Origin of the sequence: Flavobacterium sp. 1355, assembly GCF_017833415.1 — a bacterium.
GTDB lineage: Bacteria > Bacteroidota > Bacteroidia > Flavobacteriales > Flavobacteriaceae > Flavobacterium.
Window position 1 is genome coordinate 254,054 of sequence record NZ_JAFICC010000002.1, and the last position, 17,586, is coordinate 271,639.

The 17,586-nt window shown below is 30.6% G+C and carries 18 protein-coding genes and 1 tRNA gene; 10 read left to right on the top strand and 9 right to left on the bottom strand.

Features of this window, described 5'->3' with window-relative positions; translation table 11 throughout:
- Positions 1-69 precede the first annotated feature (69 nt).
- Both JOD96_RS03555 and JOD96_RS03560 read right to left on the bottom strand, forming a co-directional pair.
- A complete protein-coding gene (locus JOD96_RS03555) occupies positions 70-2,193 on the bottom strand; it encodes a Tex family protein (RefSeq protein WP_209562890.1) in 2,124 nt (707 codons plus the stop codon).
- Between the two features lie 59 nt (positions 2,194-2,252).
- Positions 2,253-3,551: a Fic family protein gene (locus tag JOD96_RS03560; protein WP_209562891.1), complete on the bottom strand. Its 1,299-nt coding sequence runs from the start codon at positions 3,549-3,551 to the stop codon at positions 2,253-2,255.
- 174 nt (positions 3,552-3,725) lie between these two features.
- Here JOD96_RS03560 and JOD96_RS03565 point away from each other — a divergent pair, with 174 nt between their 5' ends.
- Entirely contained in the window at positions 3,726-3,995 is a 270-nt protein-coding gene (locus JOD96_RS03565; RefSeq protein ID WP_209562892.1) for a DUF1294 domain-containing protein, read from the top strand.
- A 152-nt stretch (positions 3,996-4,147) separates the two neighbouring features.
- On the opposite strand, the gene rpiB is transcribed toward JOD96_RS03565, so the two are convergent.
- Both rpiB and JOD96_RS03575 read right to left on the bottom strand, forming a co-directional pair.
- Positions 4,148-4,579 (bottom strand): ribose 5-phosphate isomerase B, encoded by a 432-nt coding sequence (rpiB, locus tag JOD96_RS03570; protein WP_209562893.1) that lies wholly within the window; start codon positions 4,577-4,579, stop codon positions 4,148-4,150.
- A 764-nt stretch (positions 4,580-5,343) separates the two neighbouring features.
- A complete protein-coding gene (locus JOD96_RS03575; RefSeq protein WP_209562894.1) occupies positions 5,344-5,577 on the bottom strand; it encodes a DUF2007 domain-containing protein in 234 nt (77 codons plus the stop codon).
- A 195-nt stretch (positions 5,578-5,772) separates the two neighbouring features.
- Here JOD96_RS03575 and rnr point away from each other — a divergent pair, with 195 nt between their 5' ends.
- Genes rnr through JOD96_RS03590 form a run of 3 tightly spaced genes read left to right on the top strand, consistent with a single transcriptional unit; the run spans position 5,773 to position 9,338 of the window.
- A complete protein-coding gene (rnr, locus tag JOD96_RS03580; protein ID WP_209562895.1) occupies positions 5,773-7,953 on the top strand; it encodes a ribonuclease R in 2,181 nt (726 codons plus the stop codon).
- Positions 7,954-7,977: 24 nt separating this feature from the next.
- Entirely contained in the window at positions 7,978-8,646 is a 669-nt protein-coding gene (locus tag JOD96_RS03585; protein ID WP_209562896.1) for a head GIN domain-containing protein, read from the top strand.
- A 14-nt stretch (positions 8,647-8,660) separates the two neighbouring features.
- Positions 8,661-9,338: a LysE family translocator gene (locus JOD96_RS03590; RefSeq protein WP_209562897.1), complete on the top strand. Its 678-nt coding sequence runs from the start codon at positions 8,661-8,663 to the stop codon at positions 9,336-9,338.
- A 391-nt stretch (positions 9,339-9,729) separates the two neighbouring features.
- Here the strand turns inward: JOD96_RS03590 and JOD96_RS03595 are convergent.
- The 4 genes from JOD96_RS03595 to JOD96_RS03610 form a co-directional block, all read right to left on the bottom strand.
- Positions 9,730-9,800 (bottom strand) — tRNA-Cys (locus JOD96_RS03595).
- A gap of 93 nt (positions 9,801-9,893) precedes the next feature.
- Positions 9,894-10,253, bottom strand: coding sequence for a dihydroneopterin aldolase (gene folB, locus JOD96_RS03600; RefSeq protein WP_209562898.1), 360 nt, complete (start codon positions 10,251-10,253; stop codon positions 9,894-9,896).
- 2 nt (positions 10,254-10,255) lie between these two features.
- Positions 10,256-10,564 carry a type II toxin-antitoxin system RelE/ParE family toxin gene (locus JOD96_RS03605; RefSeq protein WP_209562899.1) on the bottom strand — a complete coding sequence of 103 codons (309 nt, stop codon included), beginning with the start codon at positions 10,562-10,564 and terminating at the stop codon, positions 10,256-10,258.
- Entirely contained in the window at positions 10,555-10,770 is a 216-nt protein-coding gene (locus JOD96_RS03610; protein ID WP_209562900.1) for a hypothetical protein, read from the bottom strand. Before JOD96_RS03610 ends, JOD96_RS03605 begins: the two co-directional genes overlap by 10 nt.
- A gap of 130 nt (positions 10,771-10,900) precedes the next feature.
- On the opposite strand from JOD96_RS03610, the gene JOD96_RS03615 reads away from it, so the two are divergent.
- The 5 genes from JOD96_RS03615 (at position 10,901) to JOD96_RS03635 (ending at position 15,447) form a co-directional block, all read left to right on the top strand.
- On the top strand, positions 10,901-13,018 hold the full coding sequence (locus JOD96_RS03615) for a glutamine--tRNA ligase/YqeY domain fusion protein (protein ID WP_209562901.1): 2,118 nt from the start codon (positions 10,901-10,903) through the stop codon (positions 13,016-13,018).
- An 852-nt stretch (positions 13,019-13,870) separates the two neighbouring features.
- Positions 13,871-14,350, top strand: a complete 480-nt coding sequence (locus tag JOD96_RS03620) for a hypothetical protein (RefSeq protein WP_209562902.1) — start codon at positions 13,871-13,873, stop codon at positions 14,348-14,350.
- Between the two features lie 90 nt (positions 14,351-14,440).
- A complete protein-coding gene (locus JOD96_RS03625; RefSeq protein ID WP_209562903.1) occupies positions 14,441-14,767 on the top strand; it encodes a YtxH domain-containing protein in 327 nt (108 codons plus the stop codon).
- Between the two features lie 70 nt (positions 14,768-14,837).
- A complete protein-coding gene (locus JOD96_RS03630; protein WP_209562904.1) occupies positions 14,838-15,188 on the top strand; it encodes a competence protein in 351 nt (116 codons plus the stop codon).
- A gap of 4 nt (positions 15,189-15,192) precedes the next feature.
- Positions 15,193-15,447 (top strand): DUF6327 family protein, encoded by a 255-nt coding sequence (locus JOD96_RS03635; RefSeq protein WP_209562905.1) that lies wholly within the window; start codon positions 15,193-15,195, stop codon positions 15,445-15,447.
- Positions 15,448-15,464: 17 nt separating this feature from the next.
- Here the strand turns inward: JOD96_RS03635 and JOD96_RS03640 are convergent, their stop codons facing one another.
- On the bottom strand, positions 15,465-16,448 hold the full coding sequence (locus JOD96_RS03640; protein ID WP_209562906.1) for an SPFH domain-containing protein: 984 nt from the start codon (positions 16,446-16,448) through the stop codon (positions 15,465-15,467).
- Between the two features lie 142 nt (positions 16,449-16,590).
- Here JOD96_RS03640 and JOD96_RS03645 point away from each other — a divergent pair, with 142 nt between their 5' ends.
- Positions 16,591-17,568, top strand: coding sequence for a hypothetical protein (locus tag JOD96_RS03645; protein WP_209562907.1), 978 nt, complete (start codon positions 16,591-16,593; stop codon positions 17,566-17,568).
- Positions 17,569-17,586: the final 18 nt, after the last annotated feature.

The following is a 17,586-nucleotide window of genomic DNA, read 5'->3' on the forward strand; positions in this document are numbered from 1 at the left end:
CCAATTGTAACCCTGGAAGCTCCTTTTATAGTTTCAAATTTTGGAATTTGGAATTTATTTTTTGGAATTTTAAAGTACCATCGTCAGCTGAATACGTTTTCTGTCTTCATCAACCTCCGTAACTTTTACATCAACATGCTGATGGAGTTTTACTACCTCATTTACATCGCTCACAAATCCGGCTTTTAGCTGCGAAATATGAACCAGTCCGCTTTCTTTGATTCCGATATCAACAAAACAGCCAAAATTGGTTATGTTATTGACAATTCCTGGTAAGATCATTCCGGTTTTTAGATCCTTAATTGATTTTACATTCGCATCAAATTCAAAAACCTTTGCAGACTTTCTTGGGTCCAATCCAGGCTTTTCAAGCTCTTTTATGATGTCTTTTAAAGTAAGTAAACCTATTTCGGGTGTTATATAGTTTTCGGCCTTAATTAGGGCTGTTTTTTCCTTGTTTGCAATTAAGTCGTTTACCGAAATTTTCAAATCTTTTGCCATTTTCTCTACAACCGGATAAGCCTCAGGATGCACGGCAGAATTATCCAGCGGATTTTTTGCATTCGAAATTCTAATAAATGCTGCTCCCTGCTGATAGGCTTTATCGCCCAAACGAGGTACTTTTTTCAATTGCTTTCTATCCTCAAATGGTCCGTTTTCAGAACGGTATTGCACGATGTTTTCTGCCAGTTTCTCTCCTATTCCACTCACATAACTTAGTAAATGTTTACTTGCTGTATTAATATTAATACCTACAGAGTTTACACAACGAATTACGGTATTATCCAGTTCTTCTTTTAGTTTAGTCTGATCAACATCGTGTTGGTACTGACCTACTCCAATTGCTTTTGGATCAATTTTTACCAACTCGGCCAAAGGATCTGAAAGTCGTCGTCCGATAGAAACTGATCCACGAACCGTAACATCATAATTTGGAAATTCTTCTCTCGCAATTTTTGAAGCCGAATATACGGAAGCACCAGCCTCAGAAACAATAAAAACCTGCACCGGTTTGTCAAACGCGATTTTTTTTATGAAAAATTCCGTTTCTCTCGAAGCCGTTCCGTTTCCGATAGAAATAGCATCAATCTGATAGGCATTTACCATCGAACGAATTTTTTTTATCGCCATTCCTTCTTCATTTTGAGGCGCATGCGGATAGATGGTTTCGTTGTATAATAAATCTCCTTTTTCGTCCAGGCAAACTACTTTACAGCCGCTTCTGAAACCCGGATCAATTGCCAGAATTCGTTTTTCGCCCAAAGGCGGAGCTAATAATAATTGTCCTAAATTATTAGCAAAAACCTGAATAGAATTAGCATCTGCTTTTGCTTTTGCTTCCTGCAAAGTTTCATTTCCTATCGCCGGATTCAATAAACGTTTATAGCTATCTTCTATCGCCAGTTGCAGATGTGCTGTTGTACTGTTTTGTTTTTTAATAATGATTTCATCAATTATATCATAGGCGTCATCAATATCAACATCAATTTTCATTTTAACAAAACCTTCATTTTCAGCACGAAGCATTGCCAGTAATCTATGCGATGGCGCTTTTGTCAAAGGTTCTTCCCAATCAAAATACTGACTGAATTTTTGTGCGCCTTCTTCTTCACTTTTCTTTTTTACAACTTTGGTTCCGATAGTTGCTTTACGCTGAAATAATCTACGAAGCTGTTTACGAACATAAATATTTTCGTTGATCCATTCAGCCACGATATCTCTTGCTCCCTGCATTGCGGCTTCTTCATTGATTACATTTTCATTGATGTATTGCGTCGAAACAAAATCGATATCAACATCACTTTCAGACATAATCAATTTGGCCAAAGGTTCCAGACCAAATTCGCGGGCGACATCGGCTTTTGTTTTTTTCTTCTTTTTATAAGGAAGATAAAAATCTTCTATTTCCTGTAAGTCAAAACTATCTTCAATTTTTTTCTTCAATTCTGGTGTAAGGGCTTTTTGTTCTTCAATAGATTTTAGAACCGCTTCTTTACGTTTTATAAGCGTCTCATACTCTTTTTGAAGTTTTGCAATCTGTTCGATCACAACTTCGTCCAGGTTTCCTGTCGTATCTTTTCGGTAACGGGAAATAAACGGAATCGTACAATCTTCTTCTAAAAGTTTTACCGTGTTTTGAATGTTAATCGGTGCTGTCTGTACAGACTTGGCAATGAATTGAATATTAGTCATTTATTATTGTTTTTAAAAATGCATAAAAATCGCGAGATTTTACGAGAATCTCGCGATTTTTATAATTTATAAGATTTTAAAATTTTAGCAAAATTTTTTGATTTAATAAAATTATGTTTTATTTTATTAACTTGTATTTTTTCTAAAAAACCTAAATTTTCAAGATTATTTAAATCTGTTCTAGCTGTAAAATTTGAAATTCCAAATCTATTTTCCATTTCTTTACTACTTAAAACCCTATCAGAATCTTCATTTAAGATTTTTAAAATTTGTGCTTGACGCTCATTCACATTTGGTATCTTAATAAATTTTGCTGCTTGAATTACTTCATTTTGTTTTCTACCAATATATTCCTTCAATGCTGTAAATGCCTTCTCCATTGTTTTTATATGATAAGTTATAAAGTAAGTAAGGTCATTTTGATCAATTTCTGAATACAAAAAAGCTTTTTCATACTGCACTTTAGTATCTTTTATAATAGTAGAAATCGTTAAATATTCTGTCAGCCAGTAACCATTTTTGAGCATATACCAATAAAATAGAGCTCTTGCTGTTCTACCATTTCCATCAGAAAATGGATGTATCCAACCAATCATAAAATGGATTATAATTCCTTTAATAATTGGATGAATAAAAGTTTTTTGTTCTTCGTTAAAAAACAAACATAAGTCATTAATTAATTTTTGTATTTCTTCGTTTTTTGGTGGTGTGTGTACTACTTCACTATTTGAATAATTTACAACATAAATATCGTTGTTCTCTCTATATCTACCTTCATCTTCAATATCTTCTAACGTATTATTAGAAATGAGTTTATGAATGTAAAGAAGATTCTCTGGTGTTAAACTATCATTTTTATGTTGAACAATATATTTCATCGTGAAATAATTATTCATAATCATCTGTTCTGATTTATTTTTCGGTTTACGTTCTTTTTGAATCATTTCCTTTGCCGCTTTTCTAGTGGTATTTGCACCTTCCATTTGACTACTTGAAATAGCCTCTTCCATTATTGAACTTATGAGGAATTTATTTTTATCGGTATCATTTATACCTATATTGCTTCCTAAATTTCCTCCAATATGTAAATCAAAATGATGTAAAAGTCTAAGAATATAATCAGTAACATTAAAGTTAAAAGAATATGTTCCAAATAAAATATTTTGCTTATTTAGTGATCGAGATAATTTAACAGCATTCCAATATTGTTCTGGTTCAATAGTTTTTGTTTTATATTTAACTTTATCCCAATATAAATATTCATCATTAATTTCTTTCAATTCACCTGACAATGTAAGCTGAGTAAGTAAACTTATCGTATTATTATCGTATTTCGATATTGGTGGATGTTCTAACATAAAAAAAATTTTATGCTAAAGTAATAAATAACGCGAGATTTTACGAGAATCTCGCGTTATTTACTTTCTTTTAAATTTATATTTCAATAACTGCTCCTTTTTAGAAAATTAATTAATACTATTTTTATAATATAATTCTGATAAAATAATATCTTTGTCTCTAATTTTAAGCCAATGAATATTTTATTATTGTTTTTTTTATTTATAAGCATCGTCGTTTTCGTTCTTGCTGGTTATGACAAATATTTAGCACGAAAAAATAAAAGGAGAATTCCCGAAAATACACTATTTTTTCTGGAAGCTATCGGCGGTACAATTGGTTTATTACTTGCCATGATACTTTTTAATCATAAAACGAGTAAAACTTCTTTTATTGTGAAGTTTTCCGCAATTTTATTGATTCAGATAGCATTGATTTATCTTAAATTAACTCACAAGATTTAAACAATCTTATTGTTAATAACTCCGAAATCAGGATGTTTTAAAAAATTAGCATGCTGATTTTTAAATTATTACATAAAAAAAGCCGGATGAATTTAAAATCCGCCCGGCTTATCTATTTTATTGGTGCGAAGCACCCGTTTTTTTTTGACTTTTTACGAACAGGCGATTTTATTTACTCTGTTTTGGTGTCTTCCGCCTTCAAATGCAGTTGTTAAAAACGTTTCAACAATTTCTACAGCCTGATGAATAGAAGTAAAACGTGCCGGAATACTCACAATATTAGCATCATTATGTAAACGGGTCAAATATGCAATTTCTTTTGTCCAGCATAATCCGGCTCTCACTTTTGGATGTTTGTTCACAGTCATTGCAATTCCGTTACCGCTTCCACAGATTACAATTCCAAAATCAGCTTTTCCTTCAGAAACATCGTTTGCTACCGGATGACCAAAATCAGGATAATCTACAGAATCTTCAGAGTCTGTTCCGTAATTGGTAACTTCATATCCTTTTGCTTTTAGCATTTCAACAATTGCTTTTTTATATTCTGGTCCTGCGTGATCGTTTCCTATCGAAATTTTCATTTTATATACTATTAAGTTGTGTAATACAAATTTACTCAAATAATAAATGTTCGCCATGTATTTGACTAATTTTCACAAAATTTTTTTTTATTATTTAGAATTATAATTAATGTGCTTTACCAAAATTCGAGTTTTAAAATATGTTTTTATAACTAACTTCATATCAAAGCGTTATTGGTTATTAACAATTTTGATAACTCATAATATACTGATAATCAATAAATAATAAACAATATTTTTGTTAAAATTTTGGACTGTTAATACTGAAATATAAATCATTGATATTCAGTTAACTTTAACTTAACATTATTTGTTAATAAGTTCAGATAGAAAATTAGAAGTTTTTTTTGGTTGTGTCAGAAAAAAACCTAATCCAAAATTGGAATTAAAAATCCTAATAAAGTTTCAGGAATTTTTAGAAAAGTTATCAATATCAAAAATATCATTTTCAACAGAAATCAACATGTCAACTTATCTACAATTTGAATTCATTTTTGGTTGTTAACCGTTGTTAATTAAAATAAGAAAAGGCTTAAAAATTAATCTTTTAACCTAAAATAACTATGTTGATAACTCCCAATAAATAAGTAAAACGAGATTTCAATGAATTAAAAAATAAATTTATTCGACATATTAACACGCTATAATAACCATCAAAAATTAATTAAATTTAAAATTTCTTTTTTGTTGTATTTAATATATGTTGAAAACTTTGAAAGTTGAAAATCAAAAAAAATATTTTTGAATTTAAATTTAGTTTGGATTCAGACAATTTTGAGAGGATTGTTAAGATTGTCAAGAATTGCCTGAACCTGATCGAAATCGTTGGGATGAACTTTGAGTTTGATGCCGCCGAGCGCTGCAGAATACATTGGAACGACTGATAAGGTGATTTCGTTTTCAAAGTAGTATGGAATCTCTTCCTGATCTAATAAGTGTTTAAGAATAACCGTTTCGTGGTCGTAATTGAATATGGCTATCGTTTTAAAGCTTTCCATAAAAGGTCTTTTTGTAAAGATACGAAATGAGGATTATTAATTTGTTTCGAGTATTATTTTACTATGTGATTACAAATGACCTTTGAAAATCAGTAAATATCTCCAATTGAAAGTTATAATTTTAATAATTCTAATTGTTAAAATCTGTAATCTGATATCTTATTTGTAATTTTAAACTTTATAAGAAAAAGATATATGGATAAGAAAATTAGAAAGCCGATAAAAAATGAGAAGGACTTTTTAGGAAAAATACTGAAGATTTTATCGCAAAGCCCTAATAAAGTATTTAATTACAAACAGATAGCAGCAAAGCTTGAACTTGACGATACAAAAAGCAGAAACCAGATTATAAAAGATTTAAAGCTTCTGGCTTCTTCTAAAAAAATAGTTGAATCAGAGCCTGGTAAATATTTAGTAATAGCGGTAAGTCAGGATTATTACGAAGGAACAATTGATATGACGAGCAGAAAAACGGCATATTTTATTTGTGACGAATTTACAGAAGACGTTTTTATTCCGACCAATAATCTTAACAGGGCGTTAGATAAGGACAAAGTAAAGGTTTATGTTTATAACAGAAGAAAAGGAAAAAGACCTGAAGGTGAAGTAATTGAAGTTATAGAAAGAGATAAAACAGAATTTGTCGGAGTTATTGACATTCAGGCCAATTTTGCATTTGTTTCTACTGCAAACCCTAAGATGTATACGGATATTTTTATTCCAAAAGATAAAATTGGAGAAGCAGAAAATGGAGATGTAGTTTTAGTTAAAATTGAAGACTGGCCAAAAAGAGCAGATAGCCCTTTTGGATCTGTAATTAGAGTTTTAGGAAAACCAGGTGAACATAATACTGAGATTCATGCAATCCTGGCAGAATATGGTTTGCCATCAGATTTTCCGGTAGAAGTAGAGGTCTATGCTCAAAAGCTGGATACAACAATTCAGGAATCTGAAATTGCAAAACGTCGTGATATGCGTGATACGCTTACGTATACGATTGATCCAAAAGATGCAAAAGATTTTGATGATGCGTTGTCTTTCAAAAAGTTAGAAAACGGGAATTACGAAATTGGTATTCACATTGCCGATGTTTCGTATTATCTTGAAGAAGGAACTATTTTGGATGATGAAGCATATCAGCGTGCGACTTCAGTGTATTTGGTAGACAGAGTAGTGCCAATGCTTCCTGAAGTTTTATCAAACTTTGCCTGTTCGCTGCGACCAAATGAAGAGAAATATACGTTTTCTGCAGTTTTTGAGGTTTCTCCAGCTGCACAAGTTATTAACCAATGGTTTGGCAGAACGGTAATTTATTCAGATCAGCGTTTTGCATACGAGGAAGCACAGTATATTATTGAGACAAAAGACAATACGATTCCGGTTGATATTTCTATTACAGGAGAATCTTATGTTGTTTCAGATGAAATTGTTGAAGCAACTTTAAAATTAGATGAATTAGCTAAGATTTTGAGAAAGAAAAGAATGGCCAATGGCGCTATTTCTTTTGATAAAGTAGAAGTAAAATTCAACCTTGATGCTGCAGGAGAACCAGAAGGAGTTTATTTTAAAGTTTCTAAAGATGCCAATCATCTTATTGAAGAATTTATGCTTTTGGCCAATAGAAAAGTTGCTGAGTATATTGGGAAACAGAAGAAAACCTTTGTATATAGAATTCACGATGAACCAAACGAAGATAAACTAATTGCTATGCAAGCCGTCATTTCTAAGTTTGGTTATAAAATTGATCTCAGAAATAAAGGAGATATTTCGAAATCATTAAATGCTTTGATGGAAGAAGTAAACGGAAAAAAAGAGCAGAATTTAATTGATACTCTTGCTATTAGAAGTATGAGTAAAGCCAAATATTCTACAGATAATATTGGTCATTATGGTTTAGCTTTTGATTATTACAGCCATTTTACTTCACCAATTCGTCGTTATCCGGATGTTATGGTGCATCGTTTGCTGCAATATTATCTTGACGGAGGCAAATCTGTAGATGAAGAAGTTTATGAAACAAAATCACAGCATTGTTCGAATATGGAAAGTTTGGCAACCAATGCTGAACGTGACAGTATCAAATACATGCAGGTTAAATACATGCAGGATCACCAGGACGAAGAATTTTTGGGAGTTATTTCAGGAGTTACAGAGTGGGGAATTTATGTTGAAATTGTTTCTAATAAATGCGAAGGTATGGTTAGAATCAGAGAGATAAAAGATGATTATTATACTTTTGATGAAAAGCAGTATGCCTTGGTAGGAGCGACATCAAACAGTATTTTGCAATTAGGAGATGAAATTTTCGTTAAGGTAAAAAATGCAGATTTAGTTAAAAAACAGCTTGATTTTCATTTTTTAAGAAGAGCGGAATAGTATTAAATTTTAAAAAAAAGAAACATGAAAAAATTAATTATAGGAGCTGCAATTTTAGTAGCACAATTGTCTTTTGGTCAGGTTACCAAAGAGTTGGGAGATTTTGATTCGGTTAAAGTTTTTGATAAACTAAGTGTAAAATTAGTTCAGTCTTCAGAGAACAAAATTGTGATTAAAGGTGCTCGTGAATCTGAAGTCGAAGTTGTTAATAAGAAAGGTTTACTAAAATTGAGAATGCCTTTCCCAAAACTTTTATCCGGAGATGATTTAGATATTACCGTGTATTACAAACACATAGAACTAATCGATGTAAATGAAGGTGCAATTGTTACCAGTAAAGAAACTATAAAAGCTACAGCTTTTAAAGTAAGTGCGCAAGAAGGAGGAAAAATTAACGTAAATTTGCACGTTGAAAAACTAAATGTAAGTTCTGTTTCCGGAGGTGAAATTACGATCTCGGGTAAAGCTTCTAATCAGGATGCAAGTTTAGGTGCTGGAGGATATTTGCTCGCAAGTAAATTAGAAACCTCTCAGACTAAAGTAAGCGTTTCTGCGGGAGGAAAAGCAGATGTGAATGCTTCTACACTTGTTGATGCAAAAGTGAGCGCAGGAGGCTCTATTTACATTTATGGAAAACCAAAACAAATTAATCAAAAAACAGTTTTGGGCGGAAAAATTGAACAGGTTAAGTAACTAATTGTATTTGAATGATAAATGATATTTTAACTGGGCTGCCATGGGGACTTTTCCTAAGCTTTATGGTAGGTCCGGTATTTTTTATACTTCTTGAAACCAGTATTACAAAGGGATTCAGAGCAGCAATGGCTTTTGATCTTGGTGTAGTATTAGGAGATATTTTTTTTATAGGAATTGCTTATTTAGGAAGTTACAGATTAATTCAGAGTCTTAAAGATAAACCTGCCTTATTTATTTTTGGAGGTATTATTATGCTTGTTTATGGAATAATTTCTTTTGTAAGATTAAGAAATGAAGAAAAGATAGATGATGATGAAATAGATCGTGATATCATTAAAAGAAATTACGGAAGCTTATTTATAAAAGGTTTTATATTAAATGTTATCAACATTGGGGTTCTTGGTTTTTGGTTGGCGGTAATTATTTCTGTCGGACCAAAATTAGAAATGCAAAATACAAGAATGTTTACTTTTTTTACTTCAGTTATCATTACTTATTTATTAGTTGATTGTATTAAGATTCTATTAGCTAAACAATTAAAATCTAAAATGACACCTAATAATATTTTAAAAATTAAGAAAGTTATTAGTATTGTATTAATGATTTTTGGAGTAGTACTAATAACTCAGGGATGGTTTCCAAAAGAAAAAGAAATGGTTAAAAATGCCTTTGAAAGAATTGAAAAGTAGTTTGTTAATAACTGTGATAATATAAATTAAGCCTCTGTATTTCAGAGGTTTTTTTATGTTTATAAGTTACAGTTTGTCATTCTGAAGAACGAAGAAACACACAAGAAGCTCCGTAAACAATGTCGCCAATCTTTGTCGAGTCACTTGTGTGATTCTTTGTTCCTCAGAATGACAAGATTGCAAAAACTACACTAAAATTACTTTGAAGGTGTTAAGGCATCGTCCGGATTCGAACATTATTTTATCTAATTTTTTCAAAAAATTAAACATAAAAAAAACTTTAAATTGCTTTAGAGGTTTTACAGACATCGTCCGGATTCGAACATATTTTATCTAATTTTTTCAAAAAATTAAACATAAAAAAAACCTCTAAATTGCTTTAGAGGTTTTGAGGCATCGTCCGGATTCGAACCGGAGTAGGAGCTTTTGCAGAGCCCAGCCTAGCCGCTCGGCCACGACGCCTTAATTGAACGGATGGCAAAAGTAACCAAAATCTTTAAAATTCAAAAGTTTAAAGTAAACTATTTTAAAAATTTAGTGTTTTGTATTAAAATATTATTTTCTGATTTCCGTCATTTTTATAGTAACTGATTCAACATCACCACCAATAGGAGGATTTATTTTAGAAACCCAAACTGTAGTTTTTACTACTGTTTCAATCTCATTTAAGACGCGAATGTTGATTCTTTTGGCCACATGTTCTAATAAATGAGAACGTATTGCCATTTCTTCCATTACAATTTTGTTTAAATGTACATAATCAACAGTATCTAAAAGGTGATCTGTTTCGGCAGATTTCTGTAAGTTGGTTTTAATTTTTAAATCAACTGTGTAATCAGATCCTATTTTTCCCTCTTCGATTAAACATCCGTGGTAGGAGAAAGTTCGAATGTTTTTTAGTTTTATAACTCCCATTTTTATAATTTTATTCTTGTAATATTTGGATCTTGGTAATTAGATGTAACAGCTAATATGCAAACTATTTTTGTTGTTTCATCAACTGTAAAATGTATTGTATAAGGAAATTTTTTAAAAGGTAAAGTGCGAATCGTTTTATACTTTTCCTCGAAAAAAGGAATATTTTCTAATGTTGTGCGATAACTTTTAAATTCTAAATAGAATAATTTTCCTAATCCTTTGCTTTTAGTTTCATAGTATTGTGCTGCTTCTTCAATTTCAAGTTTAGCTCGTGAAAGAATTTTAATTTTAAAATTGTTTACAGCCATTTTTTATCCATTTCTTTTTCAAAATCTTCCCAGCTAATAAAATCTTCTGGTTTAGCATTTTTCAATCGTTCCAAAACCATCTCTTGTTGCCATATCGGAATTGCATTCTCAGTGTTTTCATTTATAGAAACATCTGGAACATGTTTAAAAAAACTGATAAAAGTATCGTAAAAATCGTCTGGAATTGTAACAGTTAATTGTCTCATAACTTTAAAATTTATACAAAAATACTAATTAATTTAGTTTCAGGTTTACTGAGAAGTTTCTAAAGAAAACTGTAAACTGTAAACCGAAAACTGTAAACTTTTTTATCTTTGCTAAAATTACTATAAAATAATGGCATCAGAAGAGAAATCACTCAATTTTATTGAACAAATAATAGAAGAAGATCTAAAATCGGGTCTTTCAAATAACAAACTTCATTTTCGTTTTCCACCAGAGCCAAATGGGTATCTGCACATAGGACACGCAAGTTCTATTGCTTTGAATTTTGGTTTAGGAATTGATTATCAGTCTCCTGTAAATTTACGTTTTGACGATACAAACCCAGAAAAGGAAGAGCAGGAATTTGTTGATGCTATAAAAAAAGATGTGGAATGGCTGGGTTATAAATGGGCTGAGGAATGTTATGCTTCAGACTATTTTCAACAATTATACGACTGGGCAGTTTTATTAATTAAAAAAGATAAAGCGTATGTTGATAGCCAGTCTTCTGAAGATATGGCAATTCAAAAAGGAACGCCATCCACAGAAGGTGTTGATAGTCCATACAGAAATCGTTCTGTAGAAGAAAATTTAGATTTATTCGAAAGAATGAAAAATGGTGAATTTGAGGCTGGTACACATATTCTTCGTGCAAAAATTGACATGAAATCAACAAACATGTTGATGCGTGATCCTATTATGTACAGAATTTTGCACAAGCATCATCATAGAACAGGAGATGCATGGAAAATATATCCGATGTACGATTGGGCACACGGGCAAAGTGATTATTTGGAGCAAATTTCACACTCATTTTGTACGTTAGAATTTTTGCCTCACCGTGAATTGTACGATTGGTTTTTAGACCAAATTATTGATGAAAATCAGATTCGCCCAAAGCAAAGAGAATTTGCAAGACGTAACTTATCACATACTGTTGTCAGTAAAAGAAAATTACAGCAACTAGTTAAGGAAAAGCATGTTAACGGTTGGGATGATCCTAGAATGTCAACAATTTCTGGGTTAAGGAGACGTGGTTATACTGCTGCTTCTTTACGTAATTTTGCTAACACAATTGGTATTGCAAAACGTGATAATCTGATTAATGTATCGGTTTTAGAGTTTTGTATTAGAGAAGATTTAAACAAAATTGCGCCTCGTGTAATGGCTGTTTTAGATCCTGTAAAACTGGTAATTACAAATTATCCGGAAGGAAAAGAAGAGTGGCTGGAAGCTGAAAATAATCAGGAAGATGAAAATGCTGGTTTCAGGAAAGTACCTTTTTCCCGTGAATTATATATAGAAAGAGAAGACTTTTTAGAAGATGCACCGGCTAAATATTTCCGGTTAACTTTAGGAAAAGAAGTACGACTTAAAAACGCTTATATCATTAAAGGAGAATCAGTTATAAAAGATTCAGAAGGTAATATTACAGAAATTCATGTATCTTATGATACCGATTCTTTAAGCGGGAGCGGGACAGAAGCAAGTCAGAGAAAAGTGTCTGGAACATTGCATTGGGTTTCTATTGCTCATGCCATTGAAGCAGAGGTTCGTATGTACGATCGTTTGTTTACAGATGAAGCACCGGACAGCTATAAGGAGAAAAATTTCTTAGATTTTGTGAATCCAAATTCATTAGAAATTATCAAAGGATTTGTTGAACCAAGTTTGGCAACAGCTCAAAATGAAGATAAATTTCAATTTCAACGTTTAGGTTATTTTACTGTTGATAAAGACTCAACTCCTTCAAAATTAGTATTTAACAAAACTGTTGGATTAAAAGATGCATGGGAAGAAAAAGGTAAAAAAGAAGAAAACAGCATTAATAATTCTTTAAAAGAAATTAATAAATATTTTAAAGTTGAGACAAAACCAGAACGTATTGCAATTGAAAGTGCAATAGGGGAGAGCATCAAAAATGTTTCAAGTTTTTCTTTATTACAAAATTCACTAAAGAAGAATATTAATAATAATAAGGCTTCGTTGTTATTTTCTCAATTTCTTTTAAAATATTCTAATTGGAAATCTACAGATTTTGAAGAAGACGATATTAAAAAATTATATACTATGTCTCTAAGAAGCGAATCGACTTATGTTCGATCGAAAGCACTTTTAAATTTAAGAGATATTGAAAACGAAAGTTTCAGAAATCAATTTGAAGATGAAATTTTGAAATTATATTCAAATCCTCCAAAAAATGCATCAGAAAGAGAAATTGAAATTTTATCAGAAATGGTAAAGAAGTAATATCAGATAAATTTATTAAAAGCGCTTTTATAAGCGCTTTTTTTTATTATCTACATTATCTATTTAATATTGAATTTTAATAAATTTTATAGATTAAAAGTGACTTTCATAAATTGATTTTAATACAATTTTTTAATTCTTCCGACTCAGTTTTCATCTTTTTAAAAATCATTTAACAGAAAGCTTTATTTAGTTTTTTGATATTTTGAGATGAAATTTTAATACAAAAATTCAAATTTTTACTTTTCTATTTTTTTAAAAATAGATTCATTTCTATAAACATACAATTTATTATAAATCAATTTTAACTATGATTTTCATGAAAGGAATGTTTTTAATTATGATTATAAATATTGATAGTAAAAATATAATTAATAGTTTTTAATTATTAATATTAGCTGTCACAAATTGATTTTAAGCTAATATTTTAATTCTGTCTACATATAACTCGTTTTTTGAATTATTGTTTAAATAACGTCTCTATTTTAATTTTTAAAGTCATTTTTGTCAGTTTAACGGGTTATTAACATACAATTGTTTATAAAGTTGCTATTTTTATCCAAAGGTCAATCTGAAATTTTTTAATTTTAAAAATGACACTTTAGGAATCAAATCTGAGTTTTTTCTAAATGCAAAAATGCAATTTTTGTTTTAGATTTTATTCTAAGTCTGCATTCCGAAAATTGGTTTTATGGTCAATTCTAATTGTGTTTATATTTTGATAATACTTTAGTAAAAGCATTTTTTCAAAGTATAACATAATTTTCAAATTTCATGAAATTGGTTTTGTGATTTATAAATTTTGATTTTCATTTTGATCAAAGAAATTTTTAATCCTTAAATTTAATTATCATGAAAAATGTATTTTTTACTCTGGCTATTTTATTTGCAAATATTGCAATTTCCCAAACACATCAAATTACAAAACACAATGGAGAACAACTTGATGTTAACTTCATTAAAAATGAAAATGGTTTAGTTTATTATTCTTTGAATGGAAGTTCAGAAGAAATAAAAATCAGTAAGCATGCCGTTTCATCCATTACCAATAAACAAACAAAACAGACTCAGAAAATTTCTGATAAAGTAATTGTAGATTCAAAAGACGATTATAAAATGGTTACTGTTTTGCCTCAGGAAAAGACAATAGGATTAAAACAGGCTGCTAGTTTTACAGGAGTTTCGACAAGGACAAAAGGGGAGCCGCCTATTGCAAATCAAAAACAGACTGCTTTAAGAATCAAAACCAAGTCTGCATCTAGTGGGTATCCGTTTGTTAGTATTGTAGAAAAAGGTAATGGCAGATATGAAGCTGTAGCGTATGTGTATTAATTATATTGTTAATTTTTTATAAATTACAATTAATGAGAATTTTATAAGTTCAAAAAAGATTACCTTTAGTATCAATTTAAATTTAATATCATGTCAAAGAACTTAAATACGGCGGCCGCAATTTTGGCTGCTGCAGCTGCCGGAGCAGCAATCGGAATTTTATTTGCACCAGACAAAGGATCTAAAACAAGGGCAAAATTAAAAGAGGGAATTGACGATGCGAAGCACAATCTGCAAGATTCATTTGAAGCAAGTTCTGAAGTTCTTCGTGAAAAATTCACAAATGCCACTCAAAATCTGGATGGAACCTTAAATGATTTATTATCCAATGTAAGTCATAAGACAGAAGAAGTAATTACTTTTTTAGAATCTAAATTAGCAGAATTAAAAGCGCAAAACGCTAAAATGCAAAAATAATCACAACACAAAAGCACAAAACAATCTTATTTACAAGGGCGTTTTGTGCTTTTTAATTTAAATTACAAATATGGCTTTTGAAGATATAAAGGAAAATACAGACGCTGTTCAGGATAATGCTAGAGTTTATTTAGAAAGTCATTTGGCATATTATAAACTATGGGGTTTTAAAGTGGCGATGAAATCTACTACCTTGATTTTTAAGTTTACTTTGATTTTGGTTTGTTTTAGTATGGTTATGATTTTTGGGTCTTTTGCCGCAGCGTATGCTTTTGGTGCTTTGTTTGAAAGTAATGCGCTTGGGTTTTTAGCAGTAGGAGGAATCTATTTTGTGTTTACCATTTTACTTTTTTTTATAAAAGATAAAATGATTGAAGGCCCGATTCTGGAGAAATTTTCTGAAATATTTTTTAATGATTGATTTTATGGAAGCAAAAAAATATTCTTCTTATGCTGAGATCGAACGTGATCTTGAAATTTTAAAACTTGAAAAGGAAATCAATTATCAGAAATTGGTTTTAAGTTTTCAGAGAACTAAGGAGTCCATAACACCTCAAAACATTGTTAATGGAATTTTTTCTTCTTATAAAGATTATTTCTCAAATTCTTATGTAAGCATTTTGCAATCGGTTTTACCATATATTATCGGTTGGTTTATCAATAAAAAAAGAGGCAGTTAAGCCTCTTTTTCGTTTTATTATTGTTGTACATCTGGTTGAATGTCATCTTCATAACCAGATTGTGGTTGAATAGGTTTTGTTTTTTCTACTTTTTTATTGTTCTTTTTCATCATTTCACCAACCTGGTTTGATGCTGTAAATGAAGCAACCATATTATTTAGCATATCACTTCCTGCTTGCGGAGAATTTGGTAACAAGATTAAGTTTGAATTAGCATCGGCACCAATTGCCTGTAAAGTGTCATAATGTTGTGTCACTACGATTAGGGCAGAAGCTTCCTGGGAATTGATTCCAACATTATTCAAGACTTCAACACTTTCTACCAGACCTCTTGCAATTTCACGACGCTGATCTGCAATACCCTGACCTTGTAAACGTTTACTTTCAGCCTCAGCTTTTGCTTTTGCAACAATTCTGATTCTTGAACTTTCTGCTTCAAATTCGGCAGCCGTTTTTTCTCTGTCCGCAGCATTGATTCTGTTCATTGCATTTTTTACCTGGATATCCGGATCAATATCAGTAACCAAGGTGTTGATAATATCATAACCATAAGTAGTCATGGCTTCATTCAATTCTCTTTTTACAGCAATTGCAATATCATCCTTTCTTTCAAAAACATCATCCAATTTTAGTTTTGGAACTTCGGCACGAACAACATCAAAAACATAAGCAGTAATTTGGTCGTGTGGATATTCCAGTTTGTAAAAAGCATCGTATACTTTTTCCTGAATAACCTTAAACTGAACCGAGACTTTCATTTTGATAAAAACGTTGTCTTTGGTTTTGGTTTCGATGATAACATCTAATTGTTGAATTTTCAGATTTACACGTCCGGCGATTCTGTCAACGATCGGAATTTTAAGTTGTAAACCCGAATTTCTTACGCTTAAAAATTTACCAAATCTTTCGATTACAACAGAGGATTGTTGTTTTACGGTAAAAAATGAAGACATAAAAATAAAAAATCCGAAGACTAAAAGGATAATTAATGCTGTGTTCATGGTGATACTAATTTAGATTTTATTAATTTTTTAAAAATACGAATAATATAATGAGATTGGTTACTTATTAATTTCTTTAGAAGATTTTAATTGTTAAAATTTAGTCTACATTTGGTTAAATTTTAACCCAAAAACAAATTTTATGAAAAGAATTCTATTTTATTTTTTATTATTAAGCTCTCTGGCTTCAAAAGCTCAGATTAATGTTAGCTTTTATGCTGATCCTGATGAACTAAAACAATTAAAAACACGCCCTTTGCTTGTTGAAGTTCTTGAAGAAGATGAGGATGTATTAAAGAAATTAAGTAAACCAAAATTTGCAGAAGATCTTGCAGACTATAAAAAGTTTGTAGTAGATTTTAATAAAGATTTTAAAATTTATGCGCAAAAGTATTGGTCATTTACCGATAAAATGGAATTTAAAACAGTTACTGAAATCAAGGCTTTGCAAAAAGCTAAGGATAAATCGTATGCTGTTCTAAGATTAGTTCAGTTAAATGATAAAGGTTATTGGGGAACTAAAACAAATCAAAACGTTCCTGCATTAGCATTTACAAGAATTGAAAGTAATATTATTAAAACAGATTCTAAGATTTATTTGCCATCACGAAATTTAAATAATGATAAATCTTTATCGGAAGCAGATTATAAATATGCTTTAACAATTTTGCAAGCTAATGTTGATTGGATTATTGCCAATGATAAAGTTTTGAATTTTGATAAGTATGCTGAAAAAATGGCTAAAGAAAATGTATCCAAATTAAAAGGGAAAACATTATTAGTAGAAGATAATATGTTGGCGAAGGGCAGAACAAAAGAAGCTGCGATAAAAAATTATGGTGGAGATTTGAAGTTTGTATCTGAATCTGAATTAAACGATGCGTTGGTTAATAAAGCTAAAAACACGGCTGTTGTATATACTGCTCCTTATGGTATTGTGAAGTCGAATGCAGCATTTGTTTCGATGTCTACTATAGTATATTTTAAAATTATTGTAGATTGTGAAACAAACGAAATTCTATGGTTGTATATGCCGGGAGCTATGAATTGGGGAGCAAATATGTCAAACCAATTAACGGAAGGCGAATTTAAAGTAATGGCAGAATTAAAAATTATATAAAAAAAAGCTCCCAATTTG

Coding starts and splice junctions, on each gene's coding strand:
- JOD96_RS03610 (WP_209562900.1), bottom strand. CDS start 10,770: ATGAGACAATTAACTGTTACAATTCCAGACGATTTTTACGATACTTTT.
- rpiB (WP_209562893.1), bottom strand. CDS start 4,579: ATGAAAATTTCGATAGGAAACGATCACGCAGGACCAGAATATAAAAAA.
- JOD96_RS03630 (WP_209562904.1), top strand. CDS start 14,838: ATGGCTTTTGAAGATATAAAGGAAAATACAGACGCTGTTCAGGATAAT.
- JOD96_RS03615 (WP_209562901.1), top strand. CDS start 10,901: ATGGCATCAGAAGAGAAATCACTCAATTTTATTGAACAAATAATAGAA.
- JOD96_RS03555 (WP_209562890.1), bottom strand. CDS start 2,193: ATGACTAATATTCAATTCATTGCCAAGTCTGTACAGACAGCACCGATT.
- folB (WP_209562898.1), bottom strand. CDS start 10,253: ATGGGAGTTATAAAACTAAAAAACATTCGAACTTTCTCCTACCACGGA.
- JOD96_RS03635 (WP_209562905.1), top strand. CDS start 15,193: ATGGAAGCAAAAAAATATTCTTCTTATGCTGAGATCGAACGTGATCTT.
- JOD96_RS03585 (WP_209562896.1), top strand. CDS start 7,978: ATGAAAAAATTAATTATAGGAGCTGCAATTTTAGTAGCACAATTGTCT.
- JOD96_RS03565 (WP_209562892.1), top strand. CDS start 3,726: ATGAATATTTTATTATTGTTTTTTTTATTTATAAGCATCGTCGTTTTC.
- JOD96_RS03620 (WP_209562902.1), top strand. CDS start 13,871: ATGAAAAATGTATTTTTTACTCTGGCTATTTTATTTGCAAATATTGCA.
- rnr (WP_209562895.1), top strand. CDS start 5,773: ATGGATAAGAAAATTAGAAAGCCGATAAAAAATGAGAAGGACTTTTTA.
- JOD96_RS03575 (WP_209562894.1), bottom strand. CDS start 5,577: ATGGAAAGCTTTAAAACGATAGCCATATTCAATTACGACCACGAAACG.
- JOD96_RS03560 (WP_209562891.1), bottom strand. CDS start 3,551: ATGTTAGAACATCCACCAATATCGAAATACGATAATAATACGATAAGT.
- JOD96_RS03645 (WP_209562907.1), top strand. CDS start 16,591: ATGAAAAGAATTCTATTTTATTTTTTATTATTAAGCTCTCTGGCTTCA.
- JOD96_RS03625 (WP_209562903.1), top strand. CDS start 14,441: ATGTCAAAGAACTTAAATACGGCGGCCGCAATTTTGGCTGCTGCAGCT.
- JOD96_RS03640 (WP_209562906.1), bottom strand. CDS start 16,448: ATGAACACAGCATTAATTATCCTTTTAGTCTTCGGATTTTTTATTTTT.
- JOD96_RS03590 (WP_209562897.1), top strand. CDS start 8,661: ATGATAAATGATATTTTAACTGGGCTGCCATGGGGACTTTTCCTAAGC.
- JOD96_RS03605 (WP_209562899.1), bottom strand. CDS start 10,564: ATGGCTGTAAACAATTTTAAAATTAAAATTCTTTCACGAGCTAAACTT.